Genomic DNA, 21,775 nt, shown 5'->3' on the forward strand with positions numbered 1-21,775 from the left:
CAAAACGCATGACGATAAACGAGCAACAAGACCTCATCATTGAAGATTTTGAGCTGTTTGATGATTGGATGGACAAGTATGAATACATCATCCAGCTTGGCAAAGAGCTTCCTTTGATTGATGATAAGTATAAAATCGATGACAATCTGATAAAAGGATGCCAGTCTAAAGTATGGCTGCATGCCGAGCTGAAAGATGGGCTGTTACATTTCACCGCCGACAGCGATGCACTCATCACAAAGGGCCTGGTAAGTATGGTTATTCAGGTTTTATCCGGCCAACAGCCAAAAGATATTGCTGACGCAGAGATCTATTTTATAGATAAAATCGGTTTACAAAGTCACCTCTCTCCCACCCGTTCCAATGGCCTGCTTTCAATGCTGAAGCAGATAAAGTTATACGCCGTTGCTTATCAGGCAAAATCATTGCAATAAAATATTCCTACCATGACATCAGCAGAAATAAGAGATAAAGTAGAAGATGCCCTCCGCACCGTGCACGATCCCGAGATACCTGTAAATATCTTTGACCTTGGATTAGTGTATGAGATAGATGTACAAGACGGAAACAAAGTGCGCGTAACCATGACGCTTACTGCACCCGCCTGCCCAGTCGCCGATGACATCATGTTTGAAGTGCAGCAGAAACTAGAGGCCATAGAAGGCGTAGAAGATGCCTATGTCATGTTAACTTTCGACCCGCCCTGGAACCGCGACATGATGAGCGAAGAGGCAAAGCTTGAACTAGGCTTTTTATAAAATTTATACTTTTTGATGTACCAGAAAGAAAGTGTAACCCAAACTTCAGAAAATCTGTTGTTATTACTATTGCCTGAGCATCGAATCTGATCAGGCTTGATTAAAATTCAAAAACAAAAAATAAAACTGATGAAAAGAAAAGCAACAGCCGTGTGGCAAGGTACCGGTAAAGACGGAAAAGGACAGTTAAGCACGCAAAGTGGCGTTTTAGAGCAAACCCAATATTCTTACAAGTCCCGTTTTGAAGAGGGCAAAGGCACAAACCCTGAAGAACTCATAGCGGCGGCACACTCAGGTTGTTTTACCATGAAACTGAGTTTTAACCTAACAGAGGCGGGTTTCACACCCGATAAGCTCGAAACAAACTGCACGATCACCCTGGATAATGGCAGCATCACTAAATCCGAACTAGAAGTGAAAGCCCAGGTGCCAGGCATCGATGAGGCTAAATTTAAAGAGCTGTTGCAAGATGCCGAGAAAAACTGCCCGGTTTCTAAGCTTCTTAATACGGATATAAGCTCAAGCTATACCTTAAATCAATAGCTCCTTAGAGTTACTGGAAACATAAAAGCCACCTTTATTTTAGGGTGGCTTTTATGTTTCCAGTAAGAATGTTGTACAGGCTAAAATTGAAATAGTCTGGCTATAATCCTGAACTATTCATTCCGGAAGTACAATTTAAAGGTCGTACCTTGGGCTTCGGTGCTCTCGACCTGAATTTTACCGTTAGCATTATCAATCATGCGTTTAACTATGTATAGCCCCATACCTGTGCCATCCACATGCGAGTGGAACCGCTTAAACAAAGTAAACATCTTCGATAGATTATCCTCACTCATTCCCAAGCCATTATCCGTAACAGTTAGCAGAATATAGCCATCAACCTTCTTAGTGGAAACGCTGATCTCTGGTTTGCGTTCCGGTGATTTATATTTCAGGGCGTTGCTCACCAGGTTATGAAGTATACTGTAAAGGTTTTTTCGTGAGAATTGAACTGTGTCTGCCCCATCAAAATCAATCAATAAGTTAGCCCCCTCTTGCACTACCTGCTTCTGAAAGGTAGACATTACGTCGTCCATTACCTCCTTAAAACTGATTGACTCAGGCTCTCCATCCACGTCGCGCTGGATTTTGGCTATGTCTGTTAGGTCTTTGATCACATTTTTAAACCTGTAAATAGAGTCTTTGAGCATATCGAAGACAGGCTGCACAGGCTCTCCCGGAATAGTGCCTGCATCGGCAATCTGCTTTTCCAGCAGCAATAGTAAGCCCTCAATGTTTGCCACAGGAGATTTCAGGTCGTGAGAGGCAGTATACACAAACGTGTCCAAGTCAGCAATTACACGCAACAGGTGGTCGTTGGTGTGCTGTAGCTGCTCTTCGGTTTCTTTTAGGTTTGAGATATCAATAAACGACCCAAGTATGCGGTATGGAATTTTATACTCGTTGTGCATAATATAAGCACGGTTTGAGACGTAGGCATAACTACCGTCTTTCTTTTCAAACCTGTATTCATCAGCCCACTGGTCCTTTCCGTAGTTTATAGCTTGGTTTATACCTTTCACCACCCTATCACGGTCTTGGGGGTGTACTTTCTCGAACCAACCGCTTACACCTTCACCTAAACCGCCAACCTCGTACCCTAACATAGATTTAAGCGTGTCGCTCCACCATATCTCATTAGAAACAAGATTCCAGTCCCAGACTACATCATTGGTTGCCATAGACACCAATCGGAAACGCTCTTCGCTGGCGCCAAGCTCCTGCGTGCGGATAGCTACGCGTTTTTCGAGCTCATTATTCAGCTTTATCAGGTTTTCCTCTGCCTTCTTTAAGTCTTCATACGCCTCGATGATCTTGTCCTCGCTCTCCTTCTTCTCTGTAACATCAGCCATTGTAACTGTTAGACCATCGCCCATTTTAACGGCTACAATCTCATACCAAAGCTTCTGTTCGTTAATCTCAAGGGTTTGCTCCAGGTGCAGCGGTACTCCAACCTCAACAACTTTAACAAATTTGTTAAAAAGCCCGCTTTTCTTTAGAACCGGCAGTTGCTCCAATACGCTCCGGTGAAGCAGTTCGGCATGCGAGGCGCCTGCAAGTTCTTCTGCACGGTTGTTTAGTAAGGTCCATTTAAAATCAACAATCTCCCGTTTTTCATTGCGTTGCGCCTGAAACGCCATAATGCTGCTTAAGGAACTATTGAGCACGCCTTGCACTACATTGCTTAGGTTTTTCAGAGTGGTTACATCCACAAAACTCACCACTACACCATCTTTGTTACCATTGTGTTTCAGGTATGGCAGAATGCGCATGAGGTAATATTTACCGTCCTGGGTTTCTACTTCCTGCTCAATTTCATCTGATGAGTTGTTAACGTGCTGTATGTTTTCGATTAAGCGTGAGTATTTCAGGTTATGGGAGAGGTGGTGAATCGGTCTGCCCACATCTCCATCCATAATGTTGATCAGGTTCTCAATGGAAGGCGTGAATTTACGGATTACCAGGTTGTGGTCCACGAATAGCTGCCCTACATTGGAGCTACGGATATAGTTATCGAGATCCTCATTCAGCTCCTGCAATTCCTTTATCTTGAGCTGGTGCTCGGAGTTAACAGTGTGCAGTTCCTCATTTAATGACTGCATCTCCTCGTTAGAGCTCTGTAGCTCCTCGTTGCTCGACATCAGTTCCTCGTTACTGGATTGCAGTTCCTCGTTAGAGGTGCTCAGGTCCTGCACGGTAAGCTGTAAACTATCGCGGGCCTCGTTAAGCTCTAACTCAAGTGCAGTAAGTTGCTTATAATAATCCGAGTCCGACATCGTCATAATGTCTGAAACTCTTGGTAATGGGTTCACCTCGCCTACTTCCTGCAACAAAACAAGTATTACCCGCGCTGGCCCATCCTCTGTTGTGACCGGCCGGATTGATACATGGATTAATTGCTCTTTGCCGTCAATCTTCACAGCCACTTGGCGGGCAATTACTTTGGTGTCCTGCTTTAGTGCCTTCCGGATGCCTACACTTAACGTTACGGCAAGTTCTTCAGGAACCATTTTGATCAGGTTAAAATGCAAGCGCTTATCCGGGAATTTAAGGAAGCGGTTTATATCCCCGATGCCATGCAGCAATTGATAGCTTTCATCTACATACAACGCTGTAACTTTAAAGTCCTCGGAAACAGCATCCATAAACGCATTGTTGTAACGGGCCGTTTGTTGATTTGAAAAGTCCTTAAGCGAACTGCTTTGCAATGTGGTAGAAGTATAATTTCGCGCCCCATAAGACGACTGTGTACCTCTCCCTTCTTTAATTTTGCGATACAGTTTCCATTTACGGTCTTCCTCAATAAAAAATGACTTCACCTCTCCGATATGCTCACTAGGCCCGAGTAGCAGGTAGCCTTGCAAATTGAGCGCATACGGGAAAAGCCCCAACACCTTGTTCTGCAAACTAGAGTTGAGATAAATGAGCATATTCCTGCAGGTAATGAGGTCAATTTTGCTGAAAGGCGGATCCTTTTGCAAATCGTGCTGCGCAAATATCACTAGTTTGCGCACATCCTCGTTTATAATGTAGTTGCTACCCTTTATATGGAAAAACTTGCGAATCCGTTCATCAGACACATCCTTTTCAATAGTGGATGGGTACATTCCCTTTGATGCCTGAGAAATAGCCTGTTGATCGATATCGGTGGCGAAGAGCTTTATATTAGGCTCTCTGCCTAACTTTTCGAAGGCCTCCATAAACAGTATAGCCAAGGAGTATACTTCTTCGCCAGTACTACATGCCGTTACCCATACCTTTATAGTTTCATCCTCAGACTTTCTGGCAACAATCTTGGGGATAACCTCTTTTTCCAGCAATTCAAATGCTTCCGGATCCCTGAAAAACTTTGTAACATTAATGAAAAACTCCTGGCAAAGCTGCTTTATCTCACCCGGGTGCTCGTGCAGGTAGGTGAGGTATTCGCTAAGGGTTTCAATGCCCATCGTATCCATGCGCTTCCTAACCCGGCGATTAATGGTGGCTTGCTTATAATTGGTAAAATCTGTTTGTGTGTGGGTGCAGATAAGGTCTAATATTTCTTGCAGCACAACCTCATCGTTGCTGTTAGTACGCTGTTCAATAAGGTTTACCACCAATGGAATTTTACGAGTATATTCAATAATCTCCTCTGGCATATCGGCCGGGGGAAGCACATAGTCAACAAAGCCTTTATCAATGGCGCTGCGCGGCATGCCATCGAATTTTGCTGTGCCGGGGTCCTGAACCACGACCATGCCACCTGCTTCTTTAATGGCTTTTACACCTTTGGTGCCATCAGTTCCTGTACCCGATAGCACCACGCCAATAGCATACTGGCCACGGTCTTTAGCCATGGACGAAAAGAACAGGTCTATCGCAAAATTTGGCTCGCGGCTTCTTGTTTTATCGGCTAAGCGCAGGCGCCCATGCTCAAGTGTAAGCTGTTTGCCGCTAGGCAATACATACACACAGTTTGGCTTGGTGAACATTTTGTCTTCTGCCTCTTGCACCTGCATGCTGGTGTGCTTTTTCAGGAGCTCAGCCATCAAACTCTTATGATCCGGCGAAAGGTGCTGGATAATAACAAATGAGAAGCTGGAGTTGCTTGGGAAATGGTCAAAAAGATCATGAATGGCCTCCAGGCCTCCGGCAGACGCTCCAATACCCACCAGGTAATGATCGGTTGGGTTTAATTTCTTGGCAGGGTTAGGCACAGGCAAATTTTTATTCGTCATTATAAGCTAGCAACGTCCAATAGGCAGACCGGCACGATTAATATTTCTCTTTGAGGATTTTTTCCAAAACAGCGCTTCGTAAAACTGCAGCGGCCTCCAACTCTTCGTCTTCCCAGGGCAATGCTGTGAACTTCACGGTTTCCTGGTAACTGGCAAAGGAGTTTCTTGGGTGATAGGATTTGCCATCGGCTTCTATTTGGATAGCATCGTTTGGATTGCCTCCCCATGTTACAGTCTGCAGCACTTCCGGTCTAAACCCAAAGACATACTCGCCGTGCTCAGCATGAATCGGCAATGCTATTAAGCCGCTCGCTACATCCTTGTAAGCTTTGCTCTGCACGTATTCTGCAGCGAGCGAATTTGTTGCGATAACCTGTTCTGATTTATTACGTCGCAGCCAAGACGCCAGCTCCTTCAGTTCCTGCTTGCTCGGCGTTGAGCCAATAGTAACGATATTGCCTTCATAAAGCACAGCTGCACCTGTAACAGAAAGCAGATCCATGATGGTAGTACTGCCGCTTAGCAGGCCATCTATGAAACCGGCTTGGTTATAGAGTTGCTCTAACAGATGGGCATGCACCCCACGAAGCTGAGCCCGCAACAATATACCTTTCTCCTTTTCTTTCCCGGAGATTTGAGCAGATAAGATACCGGCCAATAACTCCATGGCTGAGCGCTCCTCGTAGTCAGGGTTTTTAGCAGTTTTATGATGGCATGAAATCAGCCCCCAAAGCTTGTTATCCACTATAAGCGGCAACGACATAGAGGCTGTGATTTTTAAGTTTGCAAGGTATTCCAGGTGCACGACCGCCACACTTCTTAGGTTACAGTCCGATAGATCGGTGAATCGCTGCGTTACTGGGTTCACAATCGGAATCAGCCCAACAGGCGTGTATTCACGGGTCGGTATAAGCCTGTAAGGGTTTCTATAGTATAAATCGCGGGCTTGGCGAGGCACATCAGATGCAGGAAACCGCAAATCCATATAATCGTCCATATCGTCCTCTTTAGCCTGTGCGATCACGATACCGTTCCATGTTGGATCAAACTGATATACCAGAACCCTGTCAAAGCCGCTTAGGTGCTTTAGCTCGACAGCTGCTAACTGGGCAGCCTCTGATGTATCCGCAGCCTGTTTTAGCAAGTTTGTAATGTACTTGATGTGCTGGTATAGCCCTGCGAATGATTTTTTAGTTGCCTCAACATTAGGCTCTAACTCTATCAATATATACTCTTCCTTAGGATGCACTAAGGCCATAAAGGCCTTGGCCTCTCCTGACACCTGAAAAGTAAGGTCGAAAGGAATCTTTACGTGATGCTGCTGGCGCTCCATTTTTGATAGCAGCTCCTTAAACTGCTTGGCAGAAATAAAATCCGAGAGAGGCTTCTCTAACAGTTCATCAATCGGCATTTTCAGGTAATGCGCTACGTTTTCACTTGCTTGCGCTATCTGTAAGTCGTTTTTACCTACTACAAGCAGCGCACCATGTGGCTGTATAAGATTTACCAGATGGAGAGGAATGCTTCCGCAAAAGTCAGAATCGTAGTTTTTATCTAAATTAACGTTTATTGGTGCTGCCTTATTTTCCATCCAGATTTAATTAATTGTGCTCAATTTTAATGTGTATCTCATCAGTAGTGCGCCACATTACAGCTCAAGGTATACTATTACGTGTCATCCTGATATTAATTAATAAGCTAGTTCAAATAACTTTCATAAGTGTAAACTAAACCTAAAAAATTATTGAAGAAAAGCTTTGAAACCCTTTGCTGTAGGCAAAACATTACCCTTTCAAATGTAAGCTTTATATTATTGGCCCCAAAACCAAACGAGGCCAAGTTGCTAATCTTTTAACAAGATATTTTCTCCCCTACAAGTGTTGCATAAGCTTGCCTTGCACACGACACGCACTTGAATCAGCAATACTGAATACCTCCTTAAATTAGCCCGCCGACGCTTAAACAGTGAGCTCCTTAAATTGTTGCGACTGATTTGCAGCACCCGAGCTACATACACTATTTAAGAAGTGATTTCGGAACTCATACTAGCTTCCGTATCTTTGTATGTTGAAATAGAATACGCCCATGATTGACCTAACGCTATATGACCCCTTTGAGAAGATGCAGTTTACGGACACAAACTGCTTTCTCTGCGGCACAATAATTACCACAGAACACCGCGCACCAGTTTTTGCTGAATGGCTGCAAGACAAATATAATCTGCAAAATAAGGAGCTGTTGCTGCTAGATAAAAGCGTATCCACTTTTAGCCAGCTCTCTATACCTTGCTGCGACCGCTGCCACACCCATTACTTACTACCCTTAGAGGCTGATGTACAACAAGCCGCCGAAAACGGTGTGGAGGGCCTGCGCGCCTTGCCTCCCAAAAGGCTGTTTCAATGGATTGGCAAGATGTATTACGGCTCTTTGATAAATGAGCTTATCAAAGAAGCCAACCCATTGGTAATGCCAGAATATGCAGTGAGCGAAGACCCTAAAATGCTTGGCAAGTTCCGTTCATTTTACCAGGTGCTACAGTCCTTGCGCGTGCCCATGGAATTCCATGACTTTCTGCCTTGCTCCCTGTTCATACTTGAGGTAGCACCTACTGAAGACAACCTGCCATTTGAGTATCAGGACGAGCTAACCACCATGTCTTTCAGCGTCAAGCTAGGTTCTGCTGCCATAGTATGCACATTACTGGATAATGGCATTATCCGGCGCGCGTTAGGTAAGTTGCACCAGATCACTGAGAATAAGCCGCTGCACCCAATCCAGTTGGCAGAGTTTAAGGCGCGCGTTTTTTATGCTGCCTATATATTCAGCGTAGTGCCTGAATATTTTATCAGGCCTGTTAAGCCAGAAGATGATCACCTTGTTTTAGACACCTTGATTGATGACGTTACCAATGAAATATTTAACCCCTGGGACATGACCGCTTATGCCCACATGCTCGAGGAAATGCTGAAGCCCTGGAGCATCCGGGAAACCGAAATTTTGCAAAACCCTGCCCAGCCGCTAAGTTTCATACTTGATGCCGATAACAATTTTAAACCTATGGAGCATTTCGCAAAACAGGTTTAAAATTTAACATTTACAGAAAAAGCCACCTGTTACACATAACCAGGTGGCTTTTTTATGTCTATCTGAGAAAAAATCTATATTAATTGTTTACGCAGTATATGATTTGAGCTAGTCTATCACAAAGCTTACATCTACGTTAGCCGTAATCACGATCTCTCCTCCTGCAATAGATGAGCCTCCTGAGCTATCATAAGAAGCCGACTCCATCATAGCCATCTTATACATGGGCCGCGGGCCGCCATTTCCACCTGATTCGCTGATAGCATACACGCGCCCTAACTTAGCGCCGAGCTCTGAGGTTAGCAGATTGGCTTTTTCTCTCGCGTTTGCCACTGCTTTCTTCCGCGCTTCGGTTTTATACTTTTCTACATCAGATACTTGGAACTGCACTCCGTTCACATGGTTCGCGCCTATCTCATACAGCCCGGAAAGCGTAGCGTCGAATTTCTCAATCTTCTTAATCCGAACCGTCATGTTTTTCTGCGCTTGATAGAAGTCTGGGGAAGTACGGCCATATTCGCCGCTATTATAAATGGGCTGCAGAGTTACATAAGACGTTTGAATGTCTTTTGCGTCGATGCCTTGTTTCTTTAAATAGTTAATAATAGCAGCTGCTTTCTTATCTGTTTCTTTCCTGGCAGCATCCAATGTCTTTTCTCGGGTTTCAACGCCTAAGTTTACCAACACTTCGTTAGGCTGCACTTTAACTTCCCCTATGCCACTCACATTTACCAAAGGTGGCAGTTGCGCTTGCTGAGCCTGAGCCGAAAATGCAGCGGTAGCCAGAAGCATTACAAGAAACAGCAGTAGGTTTGTCTTTTTCATGGTTTTATGTTTAGGTTGATACTTTGGAAACACAAAGCAATATAGTTATTAGCTATTATATGCACAGTAAACAATCCCCATGCCATAAAACTATAATGCATAAAAAAGCCCTCAACTTAAAGTTGAGGGCCATGAATTATTTTTGAGTATTAATATTAAGCTTCTTCATAGTCGGCTTCATCACCATCTGAGTTATACCTCGAAATAAGTATTGCACCAATAGTTAGCGCGCCTGCCGCAAGTATAAGCTGGGTGGTTGAAAAGCGCTTAGTCGCTTTGAGTATAATATGGCCGACATCCTGCATTAATTCAGGCAATTTTTCGGAGCGACCCTGCATTACGTGCATCGCCGACTCAACAGTTCTGGACATATCATGCGGTTGTAACATAGATAGCACACTGCCTTCCTGGTTAGTCTTGTTACCGTTGTTATTTCCGTTTTGTGGCGTGTTATTTTCCATAGTTTAGGTTGTATCTATTGTTTGATTTTAAAGAACTAGGTTATAAGAATGAATAACTATCGTTGTGGCCGTGCGCCATGCTGTACCATAATTTCATCCATGCGTTGCTGTAACTTATCTGCGCTGATCATCATGCTTGCAGGAAAACCTACTTTCAAGTCATCAAGGTTCAGTTGCTCTGCCTCTGGGCTATAGTTATACGTGCCAGAAACACCTTTCTCATTAAAACTTCCTTGCTGGTTGCTAAGGTCTATGCCGTATGTTTTTAACTTAGCGCGCAGTTGTTCGAAAGCTTCGGGCTTAACCCCTTCGTATCGTAAAGTCATTGCCATTTTGATGCAAATTAGAGTAGTTTGATAATTGATTAATACTAACGCAAGAAGCGCTTATTGGTTAGCATTTACAAAACTGGGCAATTCAGAAAATTTTTTATTTTTGATTATCAGGCACATACTTCTCTCTCCAAATAAAAATAAAAACCAGACTTGCATATCTAAATCTGACCCTCTACATTTGCATCACAATAAGACAGAACGGCCCGTTCGTCTAGGGGTTAGGACGCCAGATTTTCATTCTGGTAACAGGGGTTCGATTCCCCTACGGGCTACCAAGAGGGAAAAGTTGATTTCACGATCACTTTTCCCTTTTTCTTTTTTCCCCATTTTCTGCGAAATATCTCTTACAAGGCCTAGAAATGAGTTTACCCTTGTGGTTTAATAACTCTCCTTTTCTCAATCATACTGCACCCCTTCCGGAAACACCAACGCCTGCAGCCTCCTGCGTTTCCCCATCAGCCTTACTCCACATGCATAAGAGTATGGTACTATAAAGGACCGGAGATTTTCTGCAGATTTAACTCAGCTGCCGGCATCTCGACTTTTAACTCCGCGTTGGAATGTTTAAAATCTACCCCTCTAACTCCCCGTGGGCGAAGCTTCGCTATAGCGTATCGAGTTTCTTCGAAAGCTCCTCTAACTCAAGCTTCACCTGCTACTCATCCTGCTCGTGGTCCTGACTCAGCCTCTCAAATACCTACCCCTATCATTTCCTGCACCTGCGTCAGAAAGACGGGGGTCCACCTGGCAGCCCTTCAGCAGTTCTTGGTAAAGCGCTTTTCTGTCCGCGGCGCAGTTCTAACAGCAGCCCTAGGTGTTACATTTAGAGTAACGAAAGACCTTCTGCATCGTCTCATAGCCGTAGACGATGCCTCTTCTGTGCTTAGCAAAGCTTAGCTAGTTGCTAGCCATACTTACCTATACATAGCCAAAGCAACCTTATACCTTACTAATTTTAAAACACTTACTCTTAACCTTATGCCAAAATCAGCCAAATACTACCGGGCTCCAAATGCACGGGAGATGTTAAAGCCAAATTTAAACTCGCCTTTTGCCCAAGAGGAGGTTGTGTTCGGAATAAAGACGTTCTCTACTATACCAGCATTGTTGGTAAAAAACATGTGGAACACATGTCCGCCGGTCTCAATCTCTACGCCAAGCCCCAAGGGAGCATAAAACCCGCTGCCCGGTTGGTTTCGGAGCTCGGAGAAGGTATAAAAATAATCTGCCAGTAAGGCAAAGCGCTTTGTTAATTTCAGCCTGCCGCCAACACCCATCGAGAACAGGTCGTGCTCATCCTGGGGGTTTGCCACGTAATTGCGGTGTAATAAAGTGGACATTACCTGCAGCGAGAAGTTAGGGCTAAACTTACGCGCAATCAGTACCTGGTAAGTATAAGACAGGCGGTGCGCCGCATTATCATACTCCTCGGCTGCCGCTTTCTGGGGTGTGAAACCGGCGTTTACGAATAGCGTGGTGGATACGGGCATCCTGTTATCCTGGGTTTGCGCGAGCAGCCTGTATTTGGCATAGCCATCTAGCAGCTCCCCTATTTTGCTTCTGCCAATGCCCAGTGTCAGCCTGTCGGTTAGGCCATACTCAAAAGCGATCCGGATATCGGCCGACTGGTCTAGGCCAAACAGGGTGTGTACGCCGCCGCCATCGCCGCTAATGTCGCCGAAATGGTGGGTCACCCTAAAATCGAGGCCTTTCCGCTTCACAGTCTCCACGGAATGCCCGTTCACCACGCGCGTTGTCTTGAATGTAGCAAACACAGGCTGGCTTTTATCCGCTACGCTATCCGCTAGTGCGTCCAGTAGGCTATCCTGCGCTTGTGCCGCCGGGGCTAGAACTAACAAAAGGCACAGCGAAAGAAATATGTTAAATTTTTGGTTCATGCTGTGCTTTCACCTTTACAAGTATGTTTTGGGAGATGTTTGATATTTTATCATTAGGGATATCGATGTGGTGGTCCTGTACGGGCACCTCAAAGGAAGTAGTGACAAGGATGCGTCCTTTTTTCACCTCTGCCACGCCTGCAACCGTGCGGTCTCTTGTAATGCCATGCACCGATAGTTTTCCCGTCACGATCACGTTATAAGTACCCTCTTTTAAGAGACTTACTCCGGGCATGAGTTTGCCTGCAAAGGTGGCGTTGGCGAATTTATCGCTCTCCATATAATTCTCGTTGAAGTGCTCCTGCATCAACCCATTTTTGAAAACGAATGAACTGATGGGAATTTTAAAGGCGACCTCGCCGGTGGCGACGTTGATGACGGAAGTGCCTTTAGTAGAGACTGCATCTATGTTCTCGAATCTGGCCTCTGAAAAGAAGGAGGTCTCGACGTTTTTGGCGTAGTAAAGGTCCTGTCCATACCCCTGGCCTGCTAGTAAAATAAACAGGGAAAAGCAAAGCAGTAGCTTATTCATATCAGTTGTTTTTAAAGGTAATGGAGGGAGTTAGCTATAGGCTTAAGAGATTTGTTTCGCCATCCCGTTTAGACCTGTAAGGCTTGTTGCAATGACTCTGAGCACTAATTGTTTGGAGCCCCAAGCTTAATCCAGGCTTCAATTTTCTGGATATCGCTTTCAGGCAAAGGTGCTTCTTTAAAGGGCATTCCCGGAAACTCAATAAAGCGCAACCGCGCCTGCAGTTTTGTAAGGCTGGGATTGGAGGTACTTGGCTTCAGGGCGTAGCGCTTCAACTCTTCGTACTCGTCCAGGAAAGCATATCCCGGTTTGTCGGGGTCAATGGAACTGGCGGTATGGCAGGAATAACAATTGGCTGCCATTATGGGTTTGATATCAGTTTGGTAGCTGACACTTTGTAAGGCAGGTTGCACGTCAGCGGCCTTATCATAGGTACAGCCAAAAGCAAAGAGTGTCAGGATGAGGGAAAGGACTTTGCCAAAGCTATAAAAAGACTGCTTGTATAGCACCATAACCTTTTTGAGTGTAATGTTAGAATTGAAAGCAGCACCAGCGATTTATTGAGAAAAAGAATCTGGTTACAAGGTGCTGCAAAATGAACAGGTATAAATTGATGCCAAAAAAGGCACTGACCCCATCAAGAGGCCAGTGCCTTTCAAATTTTTACTTCACCAACTGGGCACGGATCTCACCGCCCGCGAAGGCAGCACTGTGCACGTTCAAGTACCATAAACCTTTGAGAAGATCGGCTTCCTGTGTTGCGTTCAGCGTTACTGAACCTGTCATCCCTGAAGAATAAGGACCTACAACTTCCATTTCTACACCCCCGTTTGTACCTGCTGCACCCTTATGGAAGTGCATGGCAGTAGGATTTATACCCGTGTAGGCGATGTTGTAAGAAAGCTTCTTGTTCGACTTGTCGTAAACCGCGTAGATGTTTCCGGTGGCTTGAGAGCCCGTTGGGGCTACTTCGTTCTCACCAGACAGTCTGCTGGCGAAAACCACTTTTTGGTCTGTTACTACCTGCCCCCTGATCTCGCCACCCGGCTGCGCCGCGCTATGAACATTCAGGTATAAATTGCCTGACAGCAGATCAGTCTCCTGTGCCGATGTGAAGGCGGCAGTGGTACCTTTTAAGCCCATAATCTCCATTACCACGTCGCCGTTTACGCCGGCAGCAGCCTTGTGCAGGTGCATAGCAGAAGCCGTAAGGCCGTTTAGGGCAATGCTATAATCTATTTTCTTGGTCGTCTTGTCGTAGATACCGTTGAAAGTACCGGTTGCGGTAGAGTTGTTTCCTGGCACCTCCTGCTTTCCAGATAATTTCACATTGCTCAGCACTACTTTATCCTCTGTTACGGCCTGTCCTCTTAACTCGCCTGCTGCGAAGTTCGCGCTGTGCATGTTCAGGTACAACTTGCTTGCCAACAGGTCGGCTTCCTGCGCCTCGGTCAGCTTCACAGTGCCTTTCATACCGGAGGTATAAGGTCCTGCCACCTCAAATTCCACGCCGCCTGCAACGCCTACTTCACCTTTATGAAAGTGCATGGCTGTTGGGGTTGTGCCCGTGTAATTGATGGTATAGGCCAGCTGGTTGCTGTTTTTGTCGTACTGGATAGAATAAGACCCTGTGGCGTTTGAGCTGTTTTCAGGCACCTCCTGCTGGCTGCTTAACTGTACGTTGTTGAAATTTACCACATCGGCCATCGGCATGTTTGTGTCACTGTCTTTCTCGCAGCTTGTGCCAGCCATTAAGATACCTAACAGACCTGCTGAGGCAAAAAGCTTGTGGGTAAAAGCAAATTTTTGCATTGTAATTTTAATTATTAGTGATTTTTAATATGTACTTTTTTTGGGGGGGATAAGGAAGGCACATCTAGTGTAGTGCCTCCCTTATGGATTTGTGGTGTCTAGAGAAAGAGCAATTACCTATTTAGGTAGCATCACCTTGTCCAGCACATGGATTACGCCGTTCGACTGCTGCACGTCATACACCGAGATATTGGCAGTGTTACCGTTCTCGTCTTTCAGGATGATGTTACGGCTGCCGTTCATCATAGCGGTTAATGTTCCGCCGCTCACGGTCTTCAGCTCGGCCTTCCCTTTGCCAGCTTTGATGGCGCCCATCAGTTTAGCGGCATCCATGCGGCCTGCCACCACATGGTAAGTCAGCACTGAGGTCAGGGTCTTTTTGTTCTCAGGCTTCAGCAAGGTTTGCACGGTTCCTTCTGGCAGGTTCTCGAACGCATCGTTTGTCGGGGCAAAAACCGTGAATGGTCCTTTTCCTTTCAATGTCTCTACTAGTCCAGCTGCTTTTACGGCGGCCACCAGGGTAGTATGGTCTTTAGAGTTAACCGCGTTGTCAACGATGTCTTTCGTTGTATACATGGCCTCGCCACCAACTGTAACTGTTTTCTGCGACTGTGCCGCCACAGGGGTTAATGCGGCAACTCCAGCCACCAGCATTATGGATAAGATTATCTTTTTCATGTTTCTTGTTAGATATGACACACCTACGCCACTCCTTCAGTAACTGGATTTCATACCATGAAAAAAATATTAACAACTTTCTATATAGCAATTAATTCTACACACCTAATTAGCTTAACAGCAAGGTCTTACAGTTTTTTTCAGTTTTAATTTAAGTGAAACTATTTTGTATTGGCGGTAGATAATTAGTTAGATTGTTAAATTGACCCACCCTTCTGCAGCTAAAAAAATATAATTTTTCTTTAGCTGAACCCTAGCGGCGCATCTAAAATAACGTCGCGCTCCCTCTGAGATAAGTAACCGAAAAAAATTCGTAAGACGGAGGGAGACAACCCGAGCTTATGAACCAATTTCTGTCTAAGGTAAACGCTGGGGTGTGGTTGCTCTGGCTCCCCTGCTAGCCTGGGCGGCCTACTTTGTCCCCATGGCCGGGAAATACTAGGCACAACTTATACGCCTTGAGGGGGGGCACAAGGCAAATACCTCGACACGATTTACACACACTAAGCATTACAAAACCACGCAACAACCTTCGCTGCATCGTTTTTCGTTTACATGGGTATTATGCTGTAGCACAAATCATTGCAGAATACAAGACCTTAAACTATGAACGACAAAAAGCATGAGCACCTCCACCATACATCAGGTGCCAAGCACAAGTCAGAAGATAAAATTGACAATGTTGAAGAACGCTTAGAGGAAAAGACGCTGCACGGCCATACCGAGGCCATGCACAAAGACACCCGCCACCACCCGCCGCACGATGAGCATGCGGAGCACGGTATGCACGAAGGCCACCAGGATCACCACCGCATGATGATCGAGGATTTTAAGAAAAGATTCTGGATTTCGCTTGCCCTCTCACTCCCGGTTATTCTCCTAAGCCCTATGATACAGGGCATTGTAGGCTATACCCTCGATGTGCCTTATAGTATGTACATAGCCTTTGCACTTTCCAGCATTATCTATTTCTATGGGGGCTGGCCTTTTTTGAAAGGTCTGGTAGAGGAAGTGAAGAAAGGATCGCCGGGAATGATGACCCTGATCGGAGTGGCTATTACGGTTGCCTACCTCTATAGCACCGCCGTAGCTTTTGGCCTCGAGGGGATGGACTTCTTCTGGGAACTCGCTACCCTGATCGTGATCATGCTCCTGGGCCACTGGATCGAGATGCGCTCAGTGCTGGGAGCCTCCAAAGCGCTGGAACTGCTGGTTAGTATGATGCCCGACGAAGCGCAGGTAATCCGAAACGGTGAAACAGTTACGGTAAGTGTGGATGCCCTTCGCCCAAACGATATCATTCTGATAAAACCCGGAGAGAAAGTACCCGCAGATGGTGTGGTTACGGAGGGTGAGAGCTACCTGAACGAGAGTATGCTGACAGGTGAAAGCAAGCCCGTACAGAAAACGCCTGAGGACAAGGTAATCGGGGGCTCTATTAACGGTAACGGCTCGTTGCAGGTGCGTGTGCTAACCACCGGAAAGGATAGCTACCTGAATAAGGTGATAAAACTAGTGCAGGATGCCCAAAAGACAAAATCAGAAACGCAGCGGCTAGCGGATAAGGCTGCTAAATGGCTGACATTCGTAGCGCTCACAGCGGGCTTTGCCACCCTCTTTGCCTGGTGGATTCTGGCAGGAACTGAGTTTGGCTTTGCACTGGAGCGAATGGTTACTGTCATGGTTATTTCCTGCCCGCACGCGCTTGGTCTGGCTATACCGCTGGTGGTTGCCATCTCCACGGCAGTATCGGCTAACAACGGCCTCCTTATCCGTAACCGTACCGCATTTGAGAACTCCAGGCGCATCACCACCATCATATTTGATAAAACGGGAACACTTACGCAGGGCTCGCACGAGGTAGCGCAAATTGTTGTGTTCAATAAGAACTATACCGAGCACGAGTTGCTTCGACTGGCCTCCGGTGTGGAGCAGAACTCGGAGCATTATATCTCGCAGGGTATCCTCCGGAAGGTAAAGGCAGAGGGTATAGCCATACCAGCCTCTACAAAGTTTAACTACCTGCCGGGCAAAGGGCTAGAGGGCATCGTGGAAGGAAGGGATATAAAGGTTGTAGGCCCGAATTACATTAAAGAGTTTGGTGTGCAGGTGCCTGAAAGCCAAGCCGAGGAAGGCGTTGAAACCGTGATTTACATTATGGTAGAACAACAAGTGGCAGGCTACATCACCATGCGCGACCAAATCAGGCCAGAGTCTGCGGATGCCATCAGGATTCTGAAAGAGAACGGCATCAAAAACCTGCTGCTAACCGGCGACAACGAGCGGGTGGCCAAGAGCGTGAGCGATAAACTGGGCATGGACGGCTACCTTGCCAACGTGCTGCCCCACGAGAAACAGAAGAAAATAAAGGAGCTTCAGGCCCAAGGCGAATTTGTGGCCATGACCGGCGACGGCGTGAACGATGCCCCTGCCCTTGCGCAGGCCGATGTGGGCATTGCCGTAGGCTCCGGTACCGATGTGGCCGCCGAGACTGCCGATATTATACTCGTAAACAGCAACCCCCAGGACATTGCCTTACTTATACTTTTCGGACAGGCTACGTACCGAAAGATGATCCAGAACCTGATCTGGGCAACGGGATATAACGTAATCGCCCTGCCGCTGGCGGCCGGTGTGCTGTACCAGCAGGACATTATGGTTTCGCCTGCCGTGGGCGCTGCCCTCATGAGCCTGAGCACAGTTATAGTTGCTATAAACGCGCAGTTGCTTCGCAAAGAATTGAAGTAAAACAAAGTATGAGTACCTCGTAGGAGGTTTCTTCAAGATCACCCTAACCAACTAAAGCTATGAAAACCATTCTGATAACAACACTTGCTCCCTTATTGGCAACTGCTTTCGGTTGCCAGTCCGATGGAAATGTTCATGCTATTATAAGCGATGAGGCGCAACGCAAGGAAGTCTAAAATATGATTATGGACAATGATGAAATGCAACAAGAAATGATGCAGGTGATGCGCAACAAAAACAGTGAAGGTAAGTTGGGAGATGGCGGCATGATGGCAAACGATGGGAAGATGGGCAGCATGAGCCAGGAACAGCTGCAGCAGATGATGCAACGAATGCTGGATGACTGCGCCCAAGACTCTGCTAATTGCACGATTATGTCAAAAATGATGATGAGTAACAGCAGCATAATTTATAGCATGATGATGCAAATGCACGAGAAAGGCACAATGGATGAAGCATGCTATCAGCAAATGAAGGTGAACATGCATAAGATGGATAAATAAACGATGCAGGGTCTGATAGCTTCTAAAATCAAAAAATCCGGGGCCAACAACGTTAATGTTGCTAGCCCCGGATTTATGAAAAATTGGCTCTCAAGGTTTTCGGGAGGAGTGCCCCCTACACCTTTTTATAACCGGTGTAATGGCCGCGCTTCCTTTATTTTTTGAAATCAAGTAGAAAGGCTATGGTTTTTGAGGTCTAAAGTCTAAGAGGCGGTTTTAACCGGTGCCGTAATACCTAACTTATCCCATGATATATTTATAACACCTTCTGTACTAGATTTGGAGTTAATCTCATACTTCAACCTTTCCTGATGCTGCTCAAGCGTAGTTGGCTTTACCTGAATACGTACAAGGTCATCCTTTTGGTCATAGTTGTCTGCCAGGTGCTGCTTATAGTTTTTGTTGATGATCAAGGTCCATTCCTCGCGGCCCGGAATCGTGAACAAAGCATATTTACCTGCCGGTATTTCTTTCCCACCGATGACTATTGCCTTGTCAGTTTCGAGAGTGGTGGCCATGTGCGCGCCAGTTACCCAAACCTGATCATACGCTACTAAACCTCCCCAAATTGTGCGCCCTTTTACGCCGGGTGCATGGTAAGTTAACTTTAAGTTAGCCTCCCCTATCTTGCCCGTAGCCACAGATGGAATGCTGCCTTTAATAGTGTCTTGCAATGCCGCCGTGTTTTCAGGTACTTCCACGGCTGCTAATGTTGTGGCCTGTTTGTCCTGGGTAGTCTCCTGATTTTTGCTATTGCAAGCGGCAAATACAGCCGAGGTGGTTGCTACCATAGCAAGTAACCGTAGTATGCTCTTCATTGTCATTGGTTTTAAGCGCGTGAGTTAGAAGTAGTCTGCAAATATAGTGCTTCTGTTTTTTACCACACAAAGACTATTTAAGTAGCGTATTTTTGGATTTTCTGAAACTAATATAGAAAAGCCCCAGAACACGGCGAAAAGCAAGCCTAAGGCGGTAATTTCCCGACGCTGTCACGCTCTTACATCCATTGATAGGCAGCTTCCACAAGAAAGAAAAACCTGTCTAAAACCACGCTGAAATAACTTCACCTGCTCCGAAGCGGTTACCGTAACTGCCGGTAAGAGAAAAGTCTTTAGATAGGAAGTATTCGCCTCCCTGGCGAGCCGAGGCATATACTCAGCCAAAATCGGCCTTGTATTCATACGAGCCAAACAACGCTATTATTGGGAAAATCATCACCGCGCGGCTCCCACAGATTTGTGGATGGAATACGTTGTCTATCCATACATCTCGTAGAAGTAGTGTTTATAAGTTACCTCTGCCTCTAGTTTTTTAATCCAGCCATACTCAGCCTTCAGGCAGCTTGTAGACGCATAGTTATACTTTATCCTGAAAAAGTAGGTTATTTGCCAGCGATGTAACGCAGGTGCAATGCTGCTGAAAGTACAACACCCTGCTTTATTTAGGTACCCAACCGCTAACAGTAAGCCTAAAGATGCTACTGCCGGATCGCATTTTCAGCTCAAAACTCATTTATACTTTGCTCCGTTTACCCAACCAACGATACAAAGCCTATTCTATGAGCATTTTATACTTCTCCATCGGTTCGCTGATATTTCTCTTCATTATCGCGGACATCATCAAAACTACTTTTTCTTTGAATGGTGGGGGAAAACTGACAAACCTTGTGTCAAGAGGTGTCTGGAATACTTTCTTTGTTGCTTCAGCAAAAAAAGGCAACAGCAAACTTTTAGAATACGCCGGACCGGCAGTACTGGTATCTATCTTGGTGGTCTGGGTAATAGGTTTGTGGTCGGGCCTCTTTCTAATGCTGTTGTCTGATCCAAGTTCTGTCGTAAATAGCATTACAAAGGAGAATACAGGGGCATGGGAGAAATTATATTATGCGGGCTTTACGCTATCTACCCTCGGGGTAGGCGACTATATTGCCTCTAATAATTTTTGGCGGGTTATCACAGATATTGCAGCCTACTCTGGCTTGGTTTTCATCACCACGTCTATCACCTATTTTGTTCCGGTGCTGTCGGCGGTGGGTTTGCAGAGTAAGCTTAGTCTTTATATCAGCGGGATGGGCAAATCACCGCAACAGGTGCTGGAAAAGGCTTGGAATGGCAAGGATTTCTCCTCATTCTTCGATACTGTTTCTGACCTGTGCCAGATGCTAATGCACCATACCATGAATCACCACTCCTACCCGGTTATACACTACTTCCATAACAACCAGCTAAACCTGGCTATTGCTCCTGCCTTCGTGAAACTGGACGAAGTACATCAGTTACTATCAAATGCCTTGAAAGATGATGTAACGCTTGACAACCTGAAAATGAACATGCTGCAGACCGCTTTGGATCAGCACCTTGAGATGCTAAGAAAAGGTTATCTAAAGGAAGGTTCACCCAAAGAGCAGGTTCCTGCTTTAACAGAACAAGTGTCTAAGCTAGGAGTAGCTTTTAGAAAGCCTGAAGAAATCAACCACCGTTCAGATCAGGCGCTAGCCGAACGGCGCAAATTGCTTACCGTGATGCTTGAAAAAGACGGTTGGACCTGGGATGCCGTACATCAGTCAAATGGCTATAGCAGGCATCAGCAGTTTTAAGTGCCTTTTGTTTATTTCACTCGCAACCTAGAAACCTGTATTAGTGCACATATCATTTCAGATTACTCCCTTTGATCGAAATGACTCCCTAAAACTAAGATATGGTAAAAAACAACAGCCCGGCCCCTCAGAGGGGCCGGGCTGTTGTTTTTAAAGTAGCTAGTCGAGTCTGGTTTAATTATACTTAGGTTCTTTGCCTAATTTATACTTTAGGTGTGTAGCGCCTCAAGGCTGCTCAACCCAACTAATCGTTTATAATTGCATGTTTAGAACAAATGCTATTTTTTATCCAAGCGCTCTAACATTGCTTTCATCTCACTGATCTCTTTTCTCTGGGCTTTAATTATTTCTTCCGACAGTTTCTTTACCTCTGGGTCTTTAATGTCTGCGCGCTCGCTCGCTAATATGGCGATAGAATGGTGCGGGATCATGGCTTTCATCCAGAGTACATCGCCGATTGGTTCTTGTGCGCGAACAAGAGATAAGGTGCTTACGAACAAGAGAACGCTTCCTGCAATAATTGCCATATTCTTTGTTCTGTTCTTATACATTTTCCTCATGAAAAAAAACATGATCATGGCCATTGCCGAAATACCCAGACAGGACATGTAAAAGCGTGTCATGCTAAAATACACATGGTCAAACTGATACGTGTTCAAGTACATGGTTATGTACATGGCAACGAAAGAGAAGGCCAGCATTAATATAAACTTAGTGTAGCTCCCTTTCATGTTATTGCTATGGTTAGTGTGTTCCATTTCGTGCTTCTATAGTGGTTAATGTAA

At 45.6% G+C, this 21,775-nt stretch carries 19 protein-coding genes and 1 tRNA gene; 8 read left to right on the forward strand and 12 right to left on the reverse strand.

Annotated elements, in window-relative coordinates; all coding sequences use genetic code 11:
* Positions 1 to 8 precede the first annotated feature (8 nt).
* The 3 genes from D1627_RS08480 to D1627_RS08490 all read left to right on the forward strand — a co-directional run bounded on the left by D1627_RS08480 (position 9) and on the right by D1627_RS08490 (position 1,301).
* Complete coding sequence (locus D1627_RS08480) at positions 9 to 434, forward strand: SufE family protein (protein WP_119431769.1); 426 nt, start codon at positions 9 to 11, stop codon at positions 432 to 434.
* 12 nt (positions 435 to 446) lie between these two features.
* Positions 447 to 758, forward strand: coding sequence for a metal-sulfur cluster assembly factor (locus tag D1627_RS08485; RefSeq protein WP_119431770.1), 312 nt, complete (start codon positions 447 to 449; stop codon positions 756 to 758).
* A gap of 129 nt (positions 759 to 887) precedes the next feature.
* The gene (locus D1627_RS08490; RefSeq protein WP_119431771.1) at positions 888 to 1,301 is read left to right on the forward strand and encodes an OsmC family protein; all 414 of its coding nucleotides are present in this window, start codon (positions 888 to 890) and stop codon (positions 1,299 to 1,301) included.
* A 113-nt stretch (positions 1,302 to 1,414) separates the two neighbouring features.
* On the opposite strand, the gene D1627_RS08495 is transcribed toward D1627_RS08490, so the two are convergent.
* On the reverse strand, positions 1,415 to 5,518 hold the full coding sequence (locus D1627_RS08495; RefSeq protein ID WP_119431772.1) for a chemotaxis protein CheB: 4,104 nt from the start codon (positions 5,516 to 5,518) through the stop codon (positions 1,415 to 1,417).
* A 37-nt stretch (positions 5,519 to 5,555) separates the two neighbouring features.
* On the reverse strand, positions 5,556 to 7,109 hold the full coding sequence (locus tag D1627_RS08500; RefSeq protein WP_119431773.1) for a GAF domain-containing protein: 1,554 nt from the start codon (positions 7,107 to 7,109) through the stop codon (positions 5,556 to 5,558).
* A gap of 494 nt (positions 7,110 to 7,603) precedes the next feature.
* On the opposite strand from D1627_RS08500, the gene D1627_RS08505 reads away from it, so the two are divergent.
* Positions 7,604 to 8,602 carry a hypothetical protein gene (locus D1627_RS08505; protein ID WP_119431774.1) on the forward strand — a complete coding sequence of 333 codons (999 nt, stop codon included), beginning with the start codon at positions 7,604 to 7,606 and terminating at the stop codon, positions 8,600 to 8,602.
* Between the two features lie 108 nt (positions 8,603 to 8,710).
* Here D1627_RS08505 and D1627_RS08510 read toward each other — a convergent pair whose 3' ends face one another.
* The 3 genes from D1627_RS08510 to D1627_RS08520 all read right to left on the reverse strand — a co-directional run bounded on the left by D1627_RS08510 (position 8,711) and on the right by D1627_RS08520 (position 10,214).
* The gene (locus D1627_RS08510; protein ID WP_119431775.1) at positions 8,711 to 9,427 is read right to left on the reverse strand and encodes an SIMPL domain-containing protein; all 717 of its coding nucleotides are present in this window, start codon (positions 9,425 to 9,427) and stop codon (positions 8,711 to 8,713) included.
* A 155-nt stretch (positions 9,428 to 9,582) separates the two neighbouring features.
* A complete protein-coding gene (locus D1627_RS08515) occupies positions 9,583 to 9,888 on the reverse strand; it encodes a hypothetical protein (protein ID WP_119431776.1) in 306 nt (101 codons plus the stop codon).
* A 56-nt stretch (positions 9,889 to 9,944) separates the two neighbouring features.
* Positions 9,945 to 10,214: a hypothetical protein gene (locus tag D1627_RS08520; protein ID WP_233555560.1), complete on the reverse strand. Its 270-nt coding sequence runs from the start codon at positions 10,212 to 10,214 to the stop codon at positions 9,945 to 9,947.
* A 209-nt stretch (positions 10,215 to 10,423) separates the two neighbouring features.
* Between D1627_RS08520 and D1627_RS08525 the strand changes: the two genes are divergently transcribed.
* Positions 10,424 to 10,498 (forward strand) — tRNA-Glu (locus D1627_RS08525).
* 723 nt (positions 10,499 to 11,221) lie between these two features.
* On the opposite strand, the gene D1627_RS08530 is transcribed toward D1627_RS08525, so the two are convergent.
* The 5 genes from D1627_RS08530 to D1627_RS08550 form a co-directional block, all read right to left on the reverse strand.
* Positions 11,222 to 12,121 (reverse strand): DUF5777 family beta-barrel protein, encoded by a 900-nt coding sequence (locus D1627_RS08530; protein WP_119431778.1) that lies wholly within the window; start codon positions 12,119 to 12,121, stop codon positions 11,222 to 11,224.
* On the reverse strand, positions 12,105 to 12,653 hold the full coding sequence (locus D1627_RS08535) for a YceI family protein (RefSeq protein WP_119431779.1): 549 nt from the start codon (positions 12,651 to 12,653) through the stop codon (positions 12,105 to 12,107). Before D1627_RS08535 ends, D1627_RS08530 begins: the two co-directional genes overlap by 17 nt.
* Before the next feature lie 104 nt (positions 12,654 to 12,757).
* Entirely contained in the window at positions 12,758 to 13,165 is a 408-nt protein-coding gene (locus tag D1627_RS08540) for a hypothetical protein (RefSeq protein WP_119431780.1), read from the reverse strand.
* A 151-nt stretch (positions 13,166 to 13,316) separates the two neighbouring features.
* On the reverse strand, positions 13,317 to 14,465 hold the full coding sequence (locus D1627_RS08545; RefSeq protein WP_119431781.1) for a CHRD domain-containing protein: 1,149 nt from the start codon (positions 14,463 to 14,465) through the stop codon (positions 13,317 to 13,319).
* Positions 14,466 to 14,582: 117 nt separating this feature from the next.
* Positions 14,583 to 15,143, reverse strand: a complete 561-nt coding sequence (locus D1627_RS08550) for a fasciclin domain-containing protein (protein ID WP_119431782.1) — start codon at positions 15,141 to 15,143, stop codon at positions 14,583 to 14,585.
* Positions 15,144 to 15,872: 729 nt separating this feature from the next.
* On the opposite strand from D1627_RS08550, the gene D1627_RS08555 reads away from it, so the two are divergent.
* On the forward strand, positions 15,873 to 17,891 hold the full coding sequence (locus D1627_RS08555; protein WP_199688406.1) for a copper-translocating P-type ATPase: 2,019 nt from the start codon (positions 15,873 to 15,875) through the stop codon (positions 17,889 to 17,891).
* Positions 17,892 to 18,070: 179 nt separating this feature from the next.
* On the forward strand, positions 18,071 to 18,394 hold the full coding sequence (locus tag D1627_RS08560; RefSeq protein WP_119431784.1) for a hypothetical protein: 324 nt from the start codon (positions 18,071 to 18,073) through the stop codon (positions 18,392 to 18,394).
* Positions 18,395 to 18,597: 203 nt separating this feature from the next.
* Here the strand turns inward: D1627_RS08560 and D1627_RS08565 are convergent, their stop codons facing one another.
* Complete coding sequence (locus tag D1627_RS08565; protein ID WP_233555561.1) at positions 18,598 to 19,212, reverse strand: DUF2911 domain-containing protein; 615 nt, start codon at positions 19,210 to 19,212, stop codon at positions 18,598 to 18,600.
* A gap of 740 nt (positions 19,213 to 19,952) precedes the next feature.
* On the opposite strand from D1627_RS08565, the gene D1627_RS08570 reads away from it, so the two are divergent.
* A complete protein-coding gene (locus D1627_RS08570; RefSeq protein WP_233555562.1) occupies positions 19,953 to 20,990 on the forward strand; it encodes an ion channel in 1,038 nt (345 codons plus the stop codon).
* Between the two features lie 278 nt (positions 20,991 to 21,268).
* On the opposite strand, the gene D1627_RS08575 is transcribed toward D1627_RS08570, so the two are convergent.
* A complete protein-coding gene (locus D1627_RS08575) occupies positions 21,269 to 21,748 on the reverse strand; it encodes a DUF305 domain-containing protein (protein WP_119431787.1) in 480 nt (159 codons plus the stop codon).
* Positions 21,749 to 21,775: the final 27 nt, after the last annotated feature.

It is taken from the genome of Pontibacter oryzae (assembly GCF_003576375.1).
Taxonomy (GTDB): domain Bacteria; phylum Bacteroidota; class Bacteroidia; order Cytophagales; family Hymenobacteraceae; genus Pontibacter; species Pontibacter oryzae.